The following is a 16,802-nucleotide window of genomic DNA, read 5'->3' on the forward strand; positions in this document are numbered from 1 at the left end:
GCCCGCCGCCGCCAGGCCGCCGCCGAGCGCCCGCGCCGGCGGGTGCTGAAGTGGACCGCCGGCGTCGGCGCGCTGGTCCTGGTGGCCGGCTGCGGCGGGGCCTACTACGCGTACCAGCACTTCAACAACAACATCACCGCCGTCAAGGTGCAGCTGGGCAGCGAGGCGGAGCGGCCCAAGGCGGCCGGCGACGCGCTCAACATCCTGGTCATCGGCACCGACAGCCGCGAGGGCCTGGGCCGCGAGTACGGCGACGAGGGCAGCACCGGACACGCGGACACCACCCTGCTGTTCCACGTCGCCAAGGACCGCAGCAACGCCACCGTGATCAGCATTCCGCGCGATCTGATGGTGCCGATCCCCGACTGCGAGAACACCGGCGGCAAGAAGATCCCCGGTTCCGCGCGGGCCATGTTCAACGAGAGCCTCGGCCAGGAGGGCCGCGATCCGGGCTGCACCTGGAAGACCGTCGAGAAGGCGACGGGAATCCGGGTCGACCACTTCGTGATGGTCAACTTCGATGCCGTGAAAACGCTCTCCACCGCCGTCGGCGGGGTCGAGGTGTGCGCGGCCAAGGACATCAACGACGCGGACTCGCACCTCCGGATGAGCAAGGGCCGGCACGTCGTCCAGGGCGACGAGGCGCTGGCCTTCGTCCGCACCCGGCACGCCGTCGGCTTCGGCGGCGACCTCACCCGGATCCCGCTGCAGCAGCAGTTCATCAGCTCGATGATCCGCTCGATCAAGAGCAGTGACACCCTGACCAGCCCGACCAAGCTGTGGAAGCTCGCCGACGCCGCCACCAAGGCGCTCACCGTGGACGACGGGATCGGCAGCGTCGACAAGCTGAAGGACCTGGCGCTGGACATCAGCAAGGTCGACACCAAGAACATCACCTTCACCACCGCGCCGGTGCTGGACGACCCGAAGGACAAGGACCGGCTGGTGCTCAAGCAGCCGGACGCCGGGCAGGTGTTCTCGCTGGTCGCCCAGGACCGCTCGCTGACCGGGAACGCCGCCGCCCCGGCCGCGCCCGGGGCCGGCGCCACCGAGGCCGCCGCCGCGCCCTCGCCGACGGCCACCGCCGCCGCGGTGGACACCAAGGACGTCCGGGTGGCGGTGCACAACGGCAGCGGGACGCCCGGGCAGGCCCAGCAGGCCGTCGACAAGCTCCGGGCCCAGGGCTTCGCCAAGGCCGCCACCGCCCCCAACGCGACGGCCACGCCCAGCAGTTCGGTGTCCTACCCGGCCGGCAAGGCTGCCGAGGCGGCCGCACTGGCCGCCTCCCTCGGACTCCCGGCCGACGCGGTCCGGGAGGACCCGAAGGCCGGCAGCAGGGACGGGCTGGCCGTGGTCCTCGGCAAGGACGTCCTGGCCGCCGCGAACGCCGTCCCGTCCGTCGCGCCGACCGAGGCGCCCAAGGACCTCCAGCGCGTCCAGGCGGACGACACCGACGTCTGCGCCAAGTGAGCCTCAGCGCGGGGCGAGCAGGCCGTCCGTCTCGCGGTAGCGCTCACCGGTGCGCGGGCAGCGCCAGCCGTCCCCGCCGTCCGGCTCCAGCGGCTCGCCGGCCCGGCCGACCCACTTGATCCGGCGGGCCGGGACACCGGCCACCAGGGCGAAGTCCGGGACGTCCCGGTGCACCACGGCGCCGGCCGCGACCAGCGCCCAGCGGCCGACCGTCACCCCCGCGACCAGCACCGCGCGGCCGCCGATCGAACAGCCCTCCCGGAGGGTCACCCCGCGGGCGTGCCAGTCGTCGCCGCGCTTGAGCCGGCCGTCGACGTCGACGGAGCGCGGGTAGAGGTCGTTGGTGAGCACGGCCGCCGGGCCGATGAACACGCCGTCCTCGACCACCGCGGGCTCGTACACCAGCGCGTGGTTCTGCAGCTTGACCCGGTCCCCGATCCGCACGCCCGGGCCGACGTAGGCGCCGCGCCCGATGACGCAGTCGGCGCCGATCACCGCGTCCTCGCGCACCTGGGCCAGGTGCCAGACGGTCGTCCCGGCGCCGAGCACCGCCCGGCCGTCCACGTCCGCGGTCGCCTCGACCCGGGCACCGACGACGGACCCGCCCTCAACTGTCCCCATGGCGCCCGACGATAGCGTCGGGGCGGGGACGGTGAGAGCGGGTCGGGGGGATTGGCCGGATCGGGTCAGCGGGCCTCGGCGACCACGTCGGCGGTCGCCGGGGACCGGCTGGCGATCACCCGGCGGGCCAGCGAACGCGGCGAGGTGAGGAAGCCGAAGCCCCAGCTGAGGTGCATGGTCGCGAAGGCCACCGGGAGCAGCGCCTTGGCCTTCGCCGAGAGGCCGCGGCCCTCGACCAGCGCACCGCCGACGATGCCGAGCAGATAGGCGCCGGGCACCGCGAGGAAGGCCGGGTGGACGGCCGCGCCGAGCACCAGCCCGAGGGTCACGCCGAGGAAGGCCGCCGGCGGGGCGAGGTAGCGGAAGTTGACCGAGCCCTTGTGGTAGCGGGTGACGACCCGGCGCCAGCGGCCGTAGTCCTTGTACTGCTTGGCCAGCGCCCGCACGGTGGGCCGGGGACGGTAGGTGACGCGCAGCTGCGGGGTGAACCAAACCAGCCCGCCCGCCTGCCGGATGCGGTAGTTGAGCTCCCAGTCCTGGGCGCGGACGAACTCCTCGTTGTACCCGCCGAGCCGCTCCAGCACCTCGCGCCGGAACACCCCGAGGTAGACGGTGTCCGCCGGGCCCGCCAGGCCGCCGGTGTGGAAGGCCGCGTTGCCGACCCCGATCTTGGAGGTCATCGCGGCGGCGACGGCGTTCTCCCACTCGGTCTCGCCCTCGGCGTGCATGATGCCGCCGACGTTGGCGGCCTCCATCTCGCCGAGCAGCCGGACCGCCGTGGTGATGTAGCCGGGGGTCAGCAGGCCGTGCCCGTCGACGCGGACCACTATCGGATGGCTGGAGCCGCGGATCGCGGCGTTCAGCCCCGCGGGGGTGCGGCCGGTGGGGTTCTCCACCGTCCTGACCCGCGCGTCCTCGGCGGTCAGTTCGGCGGCGATCTGCGCGGTCCGGTCGGAGGACGGACCGAGGGCGATCACCACCTCCATCGGCCCGGCGTAGTCCTGTTCCAGGATGTGCCGGACGGCCGTGCGCAGGTGTCGTTCCTCGTTGAGCACCGGCATGATCACGGAGACCGCCGGCAGCTCCTCAGCAGCCTTGGTGTTCATCGGGGCCAACCGTACCGGTGCGGACCGGTCTCCGTCTTGTCCCGGTCTGGGCTACGTGACGCCCCCGGCGCCGAAGGAACGATTCGCCGCTCCGGCCCACCGTACTCTCCGCCCCCGGCGCGCCCTCACCGGCCCCGGAGCGGGCCGCCCCTACCATCCGAGAGATGCCCGTTCCCCCCCGTTCCGCCCTGCCCGGACGGCGCCGTGCCTGGCCCCGCCGACTGGCCGCCGGCATCGCCTTCGGCGTCCTCACCACCTCCGGCGGCGGCTGGGCGGTCCTGCACGGCCTCGGCTCGATCGACCGGGTGGACGCCTTCAGCGGCGACGCGGCCCGGCCCGCCGACGACGGCTCCACCACCTTCCTGCTGGTCGGCACCGACGAGCGGGAGGGCATCCCGGAGAAGACGCTCAAGGAGGTGCTGCACGCCGGGGGCGAGTCCTGCCACTGCACCGACACCATGATGATCGTCCAGGTCGCCGGGGACGGCTCCCGGGCCAGCGTGATCAGCATCCCCCGGGACTCCTACGTGGACATCCCGGCCCACCGGGACCAGGTCACCCGCAAGGACGTCCCGGCCGGCAAGGGAAAGGTCAACGCGGCGTTCGGGATGGGCGGGCCGCAGCTCACCGTCGCCACCGTGGAGCAGAACACCGGGCTGCGGATCGACCACTACCTCCAGGTGAACTTCGCCGGGTTCGTCTCCGCCGTGGACGCCGTCGGCGGCGTGCGGGTCTGCACCAACAAGCCGCTCAAGGACGACTATTCCGGCCTCGACCTGCCGGCCGGCACCAGCACCCTGGACGGCGCCGGCGCGCTCAGGTACGTCCGTGCCCGGCACGTGGACGGCAGCGCCGACCTCGGCCGGATGCACCGCCAGCAGAAGTTCGTCGCCCAATTGCTGCACCAGGTGACCGACAGCGGCACGCTGTTCAACCCCGTCCGGCTGGCCCGGCTGACGGACAGCCTGCTCGGCTCGGTGAAGGCGGACAAGGACCTCACCACCGACGACCTGATCACTCTGGCGTCCAGGCTGAGGGAGCTCTCGGCGGGGCGCGCTGACTTCGCGACCGTGCCGCTGGCGAAGCTGGACCACCAGGTGGCCGGCTGGGGCTCGACCGTGCTCTGGGACCAGGCGGGGGCGAAGGCCCTGTTCGACGCCGTGCGGGCCGGGCGGCCGTTGAACGCCGCGGCGGGCGCGGCGGGCCCGGCCCCGGGCTCCGCACCGGGCTCAGCACCGGCCGGCGAGCCCGAATCGGGCGGGGCCGCCTCCCCCGCGGCGGCCGCCTCCACCGGCGCCGCGACCACCGCGCCGAGCGCCGCGGCGAGCCCGGTCGCCCCGGCCGCGGTGGCCCCCGAGCAGGTGCACGTCCAGGTGTTCAACGCGGCCGGGGTGCCCGGTCTGGGGGCCCGGGTCGACGGCGACCTGCGGCGGGCGGGCTTCGCCACCACCGGCGCGCCGTCGAACGCCCCGGCGGGGACGGCGCCCGGCCGGACGGTGGTCCGCTACGACCCGCGCTGGACCGAGTCCGCCCGGACGCTGGCCGCCGCGCTCCCGGGCGCCGAGTCGACCGCCGTCCCCGGCCTCGGGCCAACCCTCCAGGTGTACGCGGGCGGGGACTACCCGGCCGCCCCGGGCGCGAGCCCGGCCGCGGCCACCGTCGCACCGCTGCCGCCGCCCCCGGCGCCCGCCGCGACCCCGTCGGCCGCCGTGGCGGCCGAGAAGGCGTCCGACATCGTCTGCCCGTAGGCCCGCAGGCCCGGGTCTCGTGCTGCCGGGCCCTGGGCCGCGGCGCCGGGAACGCCGGCAGGGGCCGGGTGCTGTGACGCACCCGGCCCCTGCCCTCCCCCGATCCCCCGATCCGGGGGTCAGTCCGTCGCGATGGCCGCGAGGACGTTCATCCGACCGGCCCGGAAGGCCGGTACGAGAGCCGCGACCAGGCCGATGACCACCGAGGCGACCAGCGTGACCACGATCGTGCCGGTCGGGACGGCCAGCGTCTCCAGCCCCTGGTCCTTGAGGACCCGCTGACCGGTGATGCCCCAGGCCAGGCCGAGACCGGTCCCGAGGATCGCGCCGAACAGGGCGATCACCACCGACTCCAGCCGGATCATCCGGCGCAGCTGACGCCGGGAGAGCCCGATCGCCCGCAGCAGGCCGATCTCCCGGGTCCGCTCCACCACCGAGAGCGCCAGGGTGTTGACGACGCCGAGCACCGCGACCACGATCGCGAGGCCGAGCATGCCGTAGATGATGTAGAGCAGGGAGTTGACCTGCTCCTGGACGAGGTCCTTGTAGCCGGCTTGGTCCCGCACGGTGACCTGCGGGTACTCCTTGAAGGAGGACTCCAGCGCGGTCAGCGTCCCGGCGACGTCCGAACCGGGCCGGGCCTTGCCGAAGACGACCGCGTCACTGCCCTGGTCGGCGACCGGGACGGCCTTGCCGAGGGTGTCCAGGCCGATGAAGTAGTTGCCGTCGAAGAGCGAGTTGCCCTTGGTCAGGATCACGCCGACCGGCAGGGACTGGGTGCGGCCCTTGCCGTAGTCGATGCCGATCCGGTCGCCGACCTTGAGACCGTGGTCCGCGGCGTAGGACTCCCCGACCACGATCGCGCCCTGGCCGAGCGCGTCCGCGCTGCCGGACTTGACCGGGAGCTTGAAGTCGGCGGTGAAGCTCGGCGAGACCGCCGACACGCCCTCCTTGGCCGTCTTGCCGTCCGGGGTGGTGAAGAGCGCCGGTACGAACTGCTGACGGGTGATGTGCTCGATGCCCGGCGTGTTCTCGGCCGCCTTCACCATCTCGGGGGTGAGACCGGTGCGGCCGGCGGAGATGATGTAGTCCGCGCCGACCGACGTGTCGATCTGCTCGTTGGTGGACTTGATCACCGAGGAGGTGAAGACCGAGGCGCCGATGACGAGCGCGAGGCCGATCATCAGGGCGCCGGCGGTGGCGCCCGTCCGACGCGGGTTGCGCATCGCGTTGCGCTGGGCGAGCTTGCCGGACGGGCCGAACAGAGCCGGCAGCAGCGCGCCGAGCACCCGGACCACGCTGGTGGCCAGCAGCGGACCGAGGACGACGAAGCCGATCAGGGTGAGCAGCACGCCCAGACCCAGGTACTGCCCGCCGGTGGCCGCCTTGTCGGCCTTGGCGGCCAGGACGAGCAGGCCGCCGCCGCCGGCGGTCAGCACCAGGCCGATCACCGTGCGCACGAGGTTGGAGCGGCCCTCGGCCGGAGTGCCGTGGTCGCGCAGGGCCGCCATCGGGGCGATCCGGGCGGCCCGGCGGGCCGGGAACCAGGCCGCGACCAGCGTGACCACGATGCCGAGGGCGTAACCGGCGATCGGCACGTCCGCGGTGATCTGGAGATCCGCGGCGCTGAGGTTCATGCCGATGGCCTTCATCAGCTGGATCAGACCGGCCGCCAGGCCCAGGCCGGCGCCGAGGCCGATGGTCGAACCGAGCACCGCGAGGATCAGCGCCTCGATCAGCACCGAGCGGTTCACCTGCTTGCGGCTGCCGCCGATGGCGCGCAGCAGCCCGATCTCCCGGGTGCGCTGGGCGACCAGCATGGAGAAGGTGTTGATGATCAGGAAGCCGCCGACCAGGGCGGAGATCAGCGCGAAGCCGAGCATCGCGTTCTTCATGAAGCCGAGGAAGGAGCCGACGTCCTTGTTGTTCTCCGCCTTCTGCTCCGCCGCGGTCTTCACCTGGTAGCCGCCGCCGAGCGCGCCGAGGGCGTCCGCCTTCAGCTGCTCGTCGGTGCGGGTGCCGTCGCCGAAGGCCTCGACCGAGGTGTACGCGGTGGTGCCGAGCAGCACCTGCTGGGCGGTCACGGTGTCCAGGAAGGCGAGTGCCGCGCCCGGGTTGGTGGTCTTGAAGGTCGCGATGCCGGCGATGGTGAAGTCGTGCTTGCCGCTGCCGGCGATCACCCGCAGCTTGCCGCCGAGGCCGAGGCCGGCCTTCTTCGCGGTGTCCGCGTCCAGCACGACCTGGTCGGCGCCCTGCGGGGTGTGTCCCGAGGTGATCTCCACCGAATTGCGCGGCGTCTCCGTCCAGTTGCCCGTCAGGGTGGGCGCGCCGCTGGTCGGGCCGATCGCCTTGTTGGTGGCCGGGTCGACCAGGACCGCGTCCTGGGTGAACACCTGCCCGACCGCGGTCCGCACCCCCGGGGTGGCGGCGATCCGCTGCACGGTGTCGACCGGGAGGGTCGCCACCTTGCCGCCGGGGGCGTCGTCGTCGCCGTCGATCCCGGCCTTGGCGGGCTGGACGGAGATGTCGGAGGCGGTCGAGGCGAAGAGCCGGTCGAAGGTGCTGGTGGCGGTGTTGGAGAACACCAGCGTGCCGGACACGAACGCGACCGAGAGGACGATCGCGAGCAGCGAGAGCACCATCCGCCCCTTGTGGGCGAGGAAGGTTCTCAGTGAGGTCTTGAGCAGCATGTCCCGGTCCCCGCTCAGCTCGTGCGCTTGCCGTCGAAACGGCGCATGCGTTCGAGGACGGAGTCAGCGGTGGGGGCGTGCATCTCGTCGACGATGACGCCGTCCGCGAGGAAGAGCACGCGGTCCGCGTAGCCGGCGGCCACCGGGTCGTGGGTGACCATGACGATGGTCTGGCCCAGTTCGTCCACCGAGCGCCGCAGGAAGGTCAGCACCTCGGCGCCGGCCCGGGAGTCGAGGTTCCCGGTGGGCTCGTCGCCGAAGATGATCTCGGGGCGGGCGGCCAGGGCCCGGGCGACCGCGACGCGCTGCTGCTGGCCGCCGGAGAGCTGCGCCGGGCGGTGCTTGAGGCGGCCGGCCAGGCCGACGGTCTCGACGACCTGGTCCAGCCAGGCGGTGTCCGGCTTGCGGCCGGCGATGTCCATCGGGAGCGTGATGTTCTCCAGCGCGTTCAGCGTGGGGAGGAGGTTGAACGCCTGGAAGATGAAGCCGATCTTGTCCCGGCGCAACCTGGTGAGCTGCTTGTCCTTCAGGCCGGTGATCTCGGTGTCGCCGATCCAGATCCGGCCGTCGGTGACGGTGTCCAGGCCGGCCAGGCAGTGCATCAGGGTCGACTTGCCGGAGCCCGAGGGGCCCATGATCGCGGTGAAGCGGCCGCGCTGGATGTCGACGTCGACCGCGTTCAGTGCGGTGACCCTGGTCTCGGCCGTGCCGTAGGCCTTGGTCACCTGACGGGCCGAGGCGGCCACGGCGGCGCCGCCGCCGGGAAGCTGGGGGTTGTACACGGCTGCTGCTGCCGTCGTCACTGGATTCTCCTCAGAAGTGGGCCCACCCGTTGACTCCAGCCTCGTCGCTCCCACCTGCCCGCGAAATGGTGCAGGAGAGAGTTCTTGACCGGTAGTCAGCCCCACCCACCCGGTGTGTCCAGGACCCTCCGGTTCACCGGAACCTCGGTCCTGATCCGCACGAGCGGGGATGTGATCCACGTTAGGAGCGGCGAGCGAACCGCTCGTCATCCGCCGGTATGAAGCGGCCCAACCGTAGTTGTACGGGGCGCGGCGCCCCTCCCCCTAGGGGTCGCCGCCACCCTTCTCGGGGTCGGCCCGTACGGGACCGTGCCGCAGGCCCCGTCAGCCGGCGAAGGCCGGAGTGGCGAGCCGCTCCAGCGCCGTCGCGAAGGCCTCCACCACGGGCGTGAGCAGCACGTCCGTCTCGCGCTCGATCACGGTCGCGCCGTCCTCCCGGACGGTGATGTGACGGTCGAGCACGAACCAGCCCTGGGTGATGTGGCCGGCGCCCATCGAGCTGAGCACCGGACGCAGCGCGTAGTCGACGGCCAGCACGTGCGCGGTGGAGCCGCCGGTGGCCAGCGGCAGGACGGCCTTGCCGGTCAGCGCGTACTGCGGCAGCACGTCGAGCAGGGTCTTCAGCAGACCCGAGTAGGCCGCCTTGTAGACCGGCGTGCCGATCACCACGCCGTCCGCCCGGGCGAAGAGCTCCAGCGCGGCGACTATCTCGGGATGGGAGAAGTCCGCCGAGAGCAGGGCGTGCGCGGGCAGACTGCGCACCTCGAACGGGACGACCCGGTGACCTCGGGCTTCGAGCTGCGCGTCGACGTGGCGCAGCAGGCGGGTGGTGCGGGAGGTCGCGGACGGCGAGCCGGAAACGGACAGGACGGTGGCCATGGGTTCACCTCGGGGCAGGAAGCGGGGACGGCGCTACGACAGCGGAGAGCACGCCGCGCGGGCGGCGGGAAACGCTGGAGAGGGGTGTGCGGGGAGGAGAGGGTTCGACGGGCGCGCGTCAGCCACGACAGAGCGAACAGGACACACGCTGAAGGTCGACGTGCCGCCGACGCGTGAGGGTCCATCGCTGATCCATGGCAGTCATGCAAACACGCGCTGTTCGAACCGGTCAAGGATCGTTCCGGCTGGTGAACACAGGGTGAGACGGATGGTGAGACGGGCGGCAGCCGGCGCGGCGCCGTCCGCCACCCTCCGTGGGGCGGCCGTGAGCCCGCCGTGAGCCCGCAGCGCACCCGCGCGGGAATGTGCGGCGGAACGATCCGGCGCGTGCATCAAAACTGCTACAAGGGCCCCGGCGGAGGCCCCGGGGGGAGTCACCGCACCCCGCGTCGGGCATTCTCTCCCACATGAACACGTGGCAGGAGGGCCGCCCGGGCGGCGGTGGCAACGGCGGCGGCGCGTACGGGCGCGGCGGTGGCAACGCGGCCGAGCCGCCGCTGCCGGCTGGGCTGAACCCCCGCGGCCCGGGGGCCCCGGCGCCGCGACAGCCGCAGGAGTACGGCCAGGCGCAGCCGCCGGCCCAGGCACCCGGCTACGGGTCCGCGCAGGGCTACGGGCAGCCGCAGTCGTACGGACAGCCCCCGGCGTACGGGCAGCCGGGCGGCCGTCCCGGCGTGCCCGCGCAGGGCCAGGGGGCGCCCGGCGGCCCCGGCGCGCCCGGCGGGCCGATAACCCCGGGCGGCACCCAGCCGCCCGCCGCCCGGCCCTCGCGCTGGCCGCGGCGCCGGATCGTCAAGTGGTCGGTGTTCGGCGTCCTGATCGCCGTCATGGTCACCGCCGTCTCGACCTGGTTCTGGGCCGACTCCAAGCTGAACCACGAGAACGTGCTCGCCGACTACCCCGGCCGCCCCGCCGCCGGGAAGGGCACCAACTGGCTGATCGTCGGCTCCGACAGCCGCAACGGGCTCTCCGACTCCCAGGAGGAGGACCTGCACACCGGCCACGCCGGCGGCAAGCGCAGCGACTCGATGATGATCCTGCACATCGGGGACGGCGGTAACACCCTGATGAGCATCCCGCGCGACTCCTGGGTGCCGATCCCCGAGCACACCGGCGACAACGGGAAGCCGGTCAAGGCGACCACCTCGAAGATCAACTCGGCCTTCGCGTCGGGCGGCGGCAAGCTGCTCGCGCAGACCGTCGAGCTCAACACCGGCCTGCGCATCGACCACTACGCCGAGATCGGCTTCGCCGGCTTCGTGGGCATCGTGGACTCGGTCGGCGGTGTCGACATGTGCATCGACCAGGACGTCAAGGACAAGGACTCCGGCCTCGACCTGAAGGCCGGCTGCCAGAGCCTGACCGGCACCCAGGCCCTCGCCTTCGTGCGCCAGCGCCACCAGATGGCCGACCAGGACCTCGGCCGGATGCGCAACCAGCAGAAGTTCCTCGGCGCGCTGGCCAAGCAGGCCGCCTCCCCCGCCACCGTGCTGAACCCGTTCACCTTCTACCCGCTGGTGGACTCCGGCCTCGGCACCCTGATCGTCGACGACGACGCCGGCCTGACCGACCTCGGCTCGCTCTTCCTCGCCATGAAGGACGTCAACGGCGGCGACGGCAAGAGCATCACCGTCCCGATCGCCAACCCGGACTTCCGGACCAGCACCGGCGAGTCGGCGGTCAAGTGGGACAGCGCCAAGGCCAAGCAGGTCTTCGACGCGTTCAAGAACGACACCGCCGTACCGGACGTGAAGTGACACCGCCGGCCTCCGTGAGGCGCTGCGACGGGCCGGCCACCATGCGTGGACGTCTCTCGTCACCGCGCTGATCCACCGGCGCCGTCACCGCCTCCTGGGCCGCCCGGTCCAGGAGGCGCTCGCGTTCTGCGGGCTGGAGGTGCCGGCCGCCGCCGGGATCGGGCCCGGGCCGACGGACTCTTACCGCGGCTTCGGCACCGTGCCGCATGCGGTCCGGCCGGGCCGCACCGCCTAGGTATCCTCCGGCCGCGGTCGGGCGGCGGGCGCCGGGGGCACCGGCAGGCGGTCGAGGGTGATGCCGAAGTGCTCGCGGTAGGCGGCCAGGGCGCCGGCCTCGTCGAGGTCCTCCTCGGTGCGCACGCCGTCCGGGCCGGTACGGATCAGCCGGACGCCGCCGAGGGTGATCCGGCCGCCGTCCCGGGTGAGCCGCGAGCAGGTCGACGAGCGGGTGAAGTGGGAGTCCGGCGAGGTGGTCTGCCACCAGCAGGTCGGCACGAAGTCGGCCAGCCGGTGGGGGCGCAGGCCGAGCCGGTACTCGGGCCGGCCGTCCAGCAGCACGTCGAGCTCGTCGTCGGCGTGCGGGACCAGGGTGAACTCGCCGCCGGGTTCGCGCTGCGGGCCGCGCTCGTCCAGGCGCAGCGGGAAGTGGCTGAACCGGCCGAAGCCGACGTCGGCCAGCCAGGGCTCGGCCAGGTCGACCCGCAGGGCGAGGTGGTCGAACGGCGGGCCGGGGCGGTCCCCGTCGAAGGCCCGGGCGCCGAGCAGGTCCACCCGGTAGCCGAGCGCCCGCAGCAGCTCGGCGAACAGGCCGTTGAGTTCGTAGCAGAAGCCGCCGCGGCGCCGGGTGACGAGCTTGGCGAACAGCGCGCCGGGGTCGAGGACGACGGGCTCCCCGAGCCCGACGCCCAGGTTCTCGAAGGGCACGGTGCCCAGGTGCGCGCGGTGCAGCTCGGCGAGGGCGGCGGGCGAGGGCCGGCCGGGGCGCGGCAGGCCGATCCGCGCCAGGTAGGCGTCCACCTGGGTGTCGGTGAGGCCGTCGACGGCCGGGGGGTGATCCACGGTGTCCATTCCAGCGGGCCGGTGGGGAGCCGGGCCATCGGTCGTTGGACGTAGGGCTCAGGTCGCGCGGCCGGTCGTACCTGGCCGGGACGTGCGAGGAGCAGGAAGTCGGCCCGGCCGACTTCCTGCTCCTGGGCTCGTCAGGGGGTCGGACCTCAGGCCACGATGCCCGAGTCGGCGATGGTGATCTTCGCCGAGGTACGGCCGCTCTGCGAACCGTAGGACTCGATCTTCGTCACGAGGTCGAGGTTCTCGACGACCTCGCCGAAGACGACGTGCTTGCCGTCCAGCCAGTCGGTCACGATGGTGGTGATGAAGAACTGCGAGCCGTTGGTGTTGCGGCCCGCGTTGGCCATCGAGAGCTGGCCCGGCTTGGTGTGCTTGAGGGTGAAGTTCTCGTCCGCGAACTTCTCGCCGTAGATGCTCTTGCCGCCGGTGCCGTCACCGCGGGTGAAGTCACCGCCCTGCAGCATGAAGCCCGGGATGACGCGGTGGAACGAGGAGCCCTTGAAGCCGAAGCCGTGCTCGCCCGTGGCCAGCTCGCGGAAGTTCTTGGCGGTCTTCGGGACGATGTCGTCGAAGAGCTTGAAGACGATGCGCCCGGCCGGCTCGTCGTTGATGGTGATGTCGAAGTAAACGTTGGAACCCATGCAGGGATCATGGCATGCCGCCCCCCGGTACGCGCGACGGCCCCGTAAATCGTCCGGTCGCCGGGCGTGCCGCGGCTCCGGACCGGCCTCGACAGGGGCCGGCGGCGGGTGGCAGGGCGACCGGGGTGGTCCCGGTGGCGGTGGCGGTCCCCGGCGGCCCGCTCGCGCGGGGAGTCCGGCCAGGTCCCGGGCCCGCACCCCGCCGGACGGTCCCCTAGCATCGCCCTCAGGTCAACCGACAAGGGGGGAACGGGACATGAGCGTGACGACGGAGACGGGGCGGATCGGCGTCTATCTGGCGCACCCGCGACCGGGCAGCTTCAACCACGCGCTGTTCGACGCCGTGGTGGACGAACTGCGCGGGCGCGGCCACGAGGTGCTCGCGCACGATCTCTGCGCGGAGGGGTTCGAACCCGCGCTGGCCGCCGGGGAGACCGAGACGGTCGGCGCCGCGGCGGAGCCGGCCGATCCGCGACTTGCCCTGCACCGGGCGGAGGTGGCCAGCCTGGACGCGCTCGTCCTGATCCACCCCAACTGGTGGGGCATGCCGCCGGCCGTCCTGACCGGGTGGGTGCAGCGGGTGCTCGTGCCCGGCGTGGCCTACAAGCTCGGCACGGCGGACGGCGAGCCGGCCGGGCTGCTCCGCGCCGGGCGAGCCCTGGTGCTGAACACCTCCGACACCCCGGAGGAGCGCGAGCGGGCCGAGTTCGGCGATCCGCTGGAGCGGATCTGGGCCGCCTGCGTGCTGCCCTACGTCGGCGTGACGGACGTGCGGCGGACCGTCTTCCGCACGGTGACGGACTCGGCCGACGCCGTCCGCGCGCAGTGGCTGCGCCAGGCGCGGCAGGAGGCGGCGGCGCTGATCGGCTGAGGCGGGTCGGAGCCCCGACACGGGCCGGAGTGGACGGCGGTGGTCGCCGCGACCGACCGGGCCGCCGTACCGGGGTGGCGGCGCGGCCGTCCGTGCTAGAACCGGCGGCGGCAGCGGGCGCGCACGCGCCCGGCGCCACCGTGCGATCCCATGTCACCGACCGCTTCCCCGGGAGACCCATGTCCGCCGCACGCACCGCCCGCACCGGCCCGATCCGCCTGCTCCTGGCCGCCTTCGCGGCCCTGGCGCTCCTGCTCACCGGGGCCGCCACCGCGACCACCGCCGCCGCGGCCACCACCGGACTCGACGGGGCCTGGGCGTGCGACGTCCCGGCCGGGTACGTCTACGACCAGGTGGCCATGAACCGGACGTGCAGCTCCGGCAGCTGGAACGCACCGCAGTTCCACCTGCGGACGCCCGTCGACGGACTGACCGCCTGCAAGAGCTCGCCCGGATTCGTCTACGACGCCATCACCTGGGGCAGCGCCTGCAGCCAGCAGCCCGGCGTGACCTCCAACGCGTACCACCTGCGGACGCCGGTGGACGGCCTCACCGCCTGTATGGGCACCCCGGCGTTCACCTACGACCGGATCACCTACACGAGCGCGTGCAGCCTCCAGCCCGGCGTCCAGGCCACCACCTTCCACCTCCGCAAGCCGGTCAACGGCCTCTGGGCGTGCACCGTCCCGTCCGGGTTCACGTACAGCCAGAGCACCCAGAACACCGACTGCAGCTACACCCAGGGCGTCCCGTCCACCAAGTACCTGCTGCTGGGCTGAGGCCCCGGGCACCGCCGGAGCAGGAAGTCGGCCGGGCCGACTTCCTGCTCCGCACTCTTCGGGGGGCGCCGCGGACGGCCCTCAGGCGCCCGGGGGCTCGGCGCCGGAGAGGTCGAGCTCCGCCACCTCCTGGTCGCCGCTGAGCTCGCCGGTGGGGCGGAACCCGAGGCGCCGGTAGAACGCGGCCGGGCCGTGGTCGCCGGGCACGTAGGTGACCGTCACCCGGTCGCCGCCGCGGCGGCGGATCTCGGCGCAGACCTGCTCGACCGCGAAGCGGCCGTAGCCCCGGCCCTGCTCGTCGGCGGCGATGTTGAGGCGCCAGAGGCCGGAGCGGAGCCGGTCGCCGGGCCGGTCGGGGTGGAAGGCGATGTCGAAGAACGCCATGACGAACCCGACCGCGCGGTCGCCGTCGAAGAGCACCCGGGGCCAGGCGGTGTCGCCGTGCGCGTACGCCTCGGCCAGGGACTTGGCGACCGGCGAGACCAGCTGCTCCTGGTCCGGGCGCACCTTCAGTTCGAGCGCGGCGTCGATGGTGGCGGGGGTGACCTTCTCCAGTCGGAGGGTCGGCGATGACGTAGACATGGCGGCCACCCTAGGTCGGGCCCGGCGAACCGTCTCCCGGGTTTCGGCGGGCCCGCCCCGGACCGCCCGGAGCCGGGCCTCCCGGGCCCCCGCCGGACCTCACGGCGCCGGGGTGAAGACCAGCGTCGCGTTGTGGCCCCCGAACCCGAAGGAGTTGGTGAGCGCGGCGGTCAGCGCGCCGCGGCGCGGGGCACCGGTGACCACGTCCAGCTTCACGGCCGGGTCGACGGTGTCGAGGTTCCGGGTGGCCGGGACCACGCCGTCGCGCAGGGCGAGGACGGCGGCGAGGGCGCCGATCGCCCCGGCCGCGCCGAACAGGTGGCCGGTCATCGACTTGGTCGCCGTGACGACCGGGTGGAGCCCGATCGCCTCGGCCACCGACTCGGCCTCGACCAGATCGCCCAGCGGGGTCGAGGTGGCGTGGGCGTGCACGTGCGCGATGTCGGCCGGCGCCAGGCCCGCCTCGGCCACCGCCCGGCGCATCGCCCGGACCTGGCCCTCGGCCGCGGCCGCGGTGATGTGGAACGCGTCCGAGGTGACCGCCGCGCCGGCGAGCGTGGCGTGCGCCCGGGCCGACCGGGCCGCGGCGAACCCGGCGCGCTCCAGGACGACCACCACCGACCCCTCACCGATCACGAAGCCGTCCCGGCCCGCGTCGAACGGACGGGAGGCCAGTTCGGGCTCGTCGTTGCGGGTGGAGTGGGCCTTGGCCTGGGCGAACCCGGCCAGCGTGAGCGGGCAGATGCAGGCCTCGGCGCCACCCGCGACCACCACGTCCGCCCGGCCGAGCCGGATGAGGTCCAGGCCCATCGCGATCGCCTCGGCGCCGGACGCGCAGGCGCTCACCGGTGTGTGCGCGCCGGCCCGCGCGCCCAGTTCGATGCTGACCCAGGCCGCCGGGCCGTTCGCCATCAGCATCGGCACCGTGTGCGGGGAGACCTTGCGGACCCCGGAGGCCTCCAGCACGTCGTCCTGCCCGAGCATGGTGAGCGCGCCGCCGGTGCCGGTGCCGATCACCACGGCCAGCCGCTCCGGATCCACCTCGGGCGTGCCCGCGTCGGCCCAGGCCTGCCGGGCGGCGACCAGCGCCACCTGCTCGCAGCGGTCCATCCGCCGGGCCTGCACCCGGTCCAGCACCTCGGACGGCTCGACCGCCAGCCGCCCGGCTATCCGCACCGGCAGCCCGGCCGCCCACTCGTCCTCGATCGCCCGGATACCCGACCGCCCGGCCAGCATCCCGGCCCAGGTCGAGGCGACGTCCCCGCCGAGCGGCGTCGTCGCGCCGAGCCCGGTGACCACCACGCGGTCGTCGTCAGCACTCATCGACCGAACCCCCTGCTTGTTGTGGAGATTGTGAGAGAGCCACAACTCCCCGCGCCGGTGAGCACGGGGAGTCGCGGACTCATCTGCCACTGTGCCAGGGCATTGATGGTCATTCAGATGTGCAACGCAACCGATTCGACCACGAGCTCTTTGTAGGGTTTATCCATGATGTCAGGTCATGAGCTCAGGGGTCACCACCGCGGGGGTCACCACCGCGGGGGTCACCACCGCGGGGGTCACCACCGCAGGGGTCACCACCGCGGGGCGCACGAGCTCGGGGGCCATGCGCCCAGGTCGCCGACTCCGGTCACGGCAGGTTGCGGGCCATCACGATCCGCTGGACCTGGTTGGTGCCCTCGTAGATCTGCGTGATCTTCGCGTCCCGCATCATCCGCTCCACCGGG

General features: G+C 73.2%; 16 protein-coding genes. 5 read left to right on the forward strand and 11 right to left on the reverse strand.

What is annotated here, in order from left to right:
* Nucleotides 1–1,470: LCP family protein (locus ABT263_RS36605; RefSeq protein ID WP_352297691.1), on the forward strand; the 1,470-nt coding region annotated here is incomplete at its 5' end.
* Nucleotides 1,471–1,473: 3 nt separating this feature from the next.
* On the opposite strand, the gene ABT263_RS36610 is transcribed toward ABT263_RS36605, so the two are convergent.
* Complete coding sequence (locus ABT263_RS36610; protein ID WP_329487934.1) at nt 1,474–2,091, reverse strand: acyltransferase; 618 nt, start codon at nt 2,089–2,091, stop codon at nt 1,474–1,476.
* A gap of 65 nt (nt 2,092–2,156) precedes the next feature.
* Nucleotides 2,157–3,197 carry a glycosyltransferase family 2 protein gene (locus ABT263_RS36615; protein ID WP_329487935.1) on the reverse strand — a complete coding sequence of 347 codons (1,041 nt, stop codon included), beginning with the start codon at nt 3,195–3,197 and terminating at the stop codon, nt 2,157–2,159.
* Between the two features lie 164 nt (nt 3,198–3,361).
* On the opposite strand from ABT263_RS36615, the gene ABT263_RS36620 reads away from it, so the two are divergent.
* A complete protein-coding gene (locus ABT263_RS36620; protein WP_352297694.1) occupies nt 3,362–4,945 on the forward strand; it encodes an LCP family protein in 1,584 nt (527 codons plus the stop codon).
* A 119-nt stretch (nt 4,946–5,064) separates the two neighbouring features.
* Here ABT263_RS36620 and ABT263_RS36625 read toward each other — a convergent pair whose 3' ends face one another.
* The 4 genes from ABT263_RS36625 to ABT263_RS36640 all read right to left on the reverse strand — a co-directional run bounded on the left by ABT263_RS36625 (nt 5,065) and on the right by ABT263_RS36640 (nt 9,522).
* On the reverse strand, nt 5,065–7,635 hold the full coding sequence (locus ABT263_RS36625; protein ID WP_352297697.1) for an ABC transporter permease: 2,571 nt from the start codon (nt 7,633–7,635) through the stop codon (nt 5,065–5,067).
* Nucleotides 7,636–7,649: 14 nt separating this feature from the next.
* Nucleotides 7,650–8,438: an ABC transporter ATP-binding protein gene (locus ABT263_RS36630; protein WP_380392764.1), complete on the reverse strand. Its 789-nt coding sequence runs from the start codon at nt 8,436–8,438 to the stop codon at nt 7,650–7,652.
* Between the two features lie 324 nt (nt 8,439–8,762).
* On the reverse strand, nt 8,763–9,317 hold the full coding sequence (gene ssuE, locus ABT263_RS36635; RefSeq protein WP_329487938.1) for an NADPH-dependent FMN reductase: 555 nt from the start codon (nt 9,315–9,317) through the stop codon (nt 8,763–8,765).
* A 118-nt stretch (nt 9,318–9,435) separates the two neighbouring features.
* Nucleotides 9,436–9,522: a putative leader peptide gene (locus ABT263_RS36640; protein ID WP_352297720.1), complete on the reverse strand. Its 87-nt coding sequence runs from the start codon at nt 9,520–9,522 to the stop codon at nt 9,436–9,438.
* Between the two features lie 262 nt (nt 9,523–9,784).
* On the opposite strand from ABT263_RS36640, the gene ABT263_RS36645 reads away from it, so the two are divergent.
* Nucleotides 9,785–11,134, forward strand: a complete 1,350-nt coding sequence (locus ABT263_RS36645; protein WP_352297700.1) for an LCP family protein — start codon at nt 9,785–9,787, stop codon at nt 11,132–11,134.
* A 231-nt stretch (nt 11,135–11,365) separates the two neighbouring features.
* Here the strand turns inward: ABT263_RS36645 and ABT263_RS36650 are convergent, their stop codons facing one another.
* Nucleotides 11,366–12,202, reverse strand: a complete 837-nt coding sequence (locus ABT263_RS36650) for an arylamine N-acetyltransferase family protein (protein WP_502885925.1) — start codon at nt 12,200–12,202, stop codon at nt 11,366–11,368.
* Between the two features lie 146 nt (nt 12,203–12,348).
* Complete coding sequence (locus ABT263_RS36655; RefSeq protein ID WP_329487941.1) at nt 12,349–12,843, reverse strand: peptidylprolyl isomerase; 495 nt, start codon at nt 12,841–12,843, stop codon at nt 12,349–12,351.
* Between the two features lie 256 nt (nt 12,844–13,099).
* Between ABT263_RS36655 and ABT263_RS36660 the strand changes: the two genes are divergently transcribed.
* Both ABT263_RS36660 and ABT263_RS36665 read left to right on the forward strand, forming a co-directional pair.
* Nucleotides 13,100–13,714 (forward strand): NAD(P)H-dependent oxidoreductase, encoded by a 615-nt coding sequence (locus ABT263_RS36660; RefSeq protein WP_352297706.1) that lies wholly within the window; start codon nt 13,100–13,102, stop codon nt 13,712–13,714.
* A gap of 179 nt (nt 13,715–13,893) precedes the next feature.
* Nucleotides 13,894–14,493 carry a hypothetical protein gene (locus ABT263_RS36665; protein WP_352297709.1) on the forward strand — a complete coding sequence of 200 codons (600 nt, stop codon included), beginning with the start codon at nt 13,894–13,896 and terminating at the stop codon, nt 14,491–14,493.
* A gap of 81 nt (nt 14,494–14,574) precedes the next feature.
* On the opposite strand, the gene ABT263_RS36670 is transcribed toward ABT263_RS36665, so the two are convergent.
* The 3 genes from ABT263_RS36670 to ABT263_RS36680 form a co-directional block, all read right to left on the reverse strand.
* Nucleotides 14,575–15,075: a GNAT family N-acetyltransferase gene (locus ABT263_RS36670; RefSeq protein ID WP_352297711.1), complete on the reverse strand. Its 501-nt coding sequence runs from the start codon at nt 15,073–15,075 to the stop codon at nt 14,575–14,577.
* Nucleotides 15,076–15,174: 99 nt separating this feature from the next.
* Nucleotides 15,175–16,398 carry a beta-ketoacyl-[acyl-carrier-protein] synthase family protein gene (locus ABT263_RS36675; RefSeq protein ID WP_352297714.1) on the reverse strand — a complete coding sequence of 408 codons (1,224 nt, stop codon included), beginning with the start codon at nt 16,396–16,398 and terminating at the stop codon, nt 15,175–15,177.
* Between the two features lie 307 nt (nt 16,399–16,705).
* Nucleotides 16,706–16,802 (reverse strand): acyl-CoA dehydrogenase family protein (locus tag ABT263_RS36680; RefSeq protein ID WP_157849844.1); only part of this gene is annotated, 97 nt, incomplete at its 5' end.

The sequence above is a fragment of the Kitasatospora sp. NPDC001603 genome (assembly GCF_040298365.1).
Lineage (GTDB): Bacteria > Actinomycetota > Actinomycetes > Streptomycetales > Streptomycetaceae > Kitasatospora.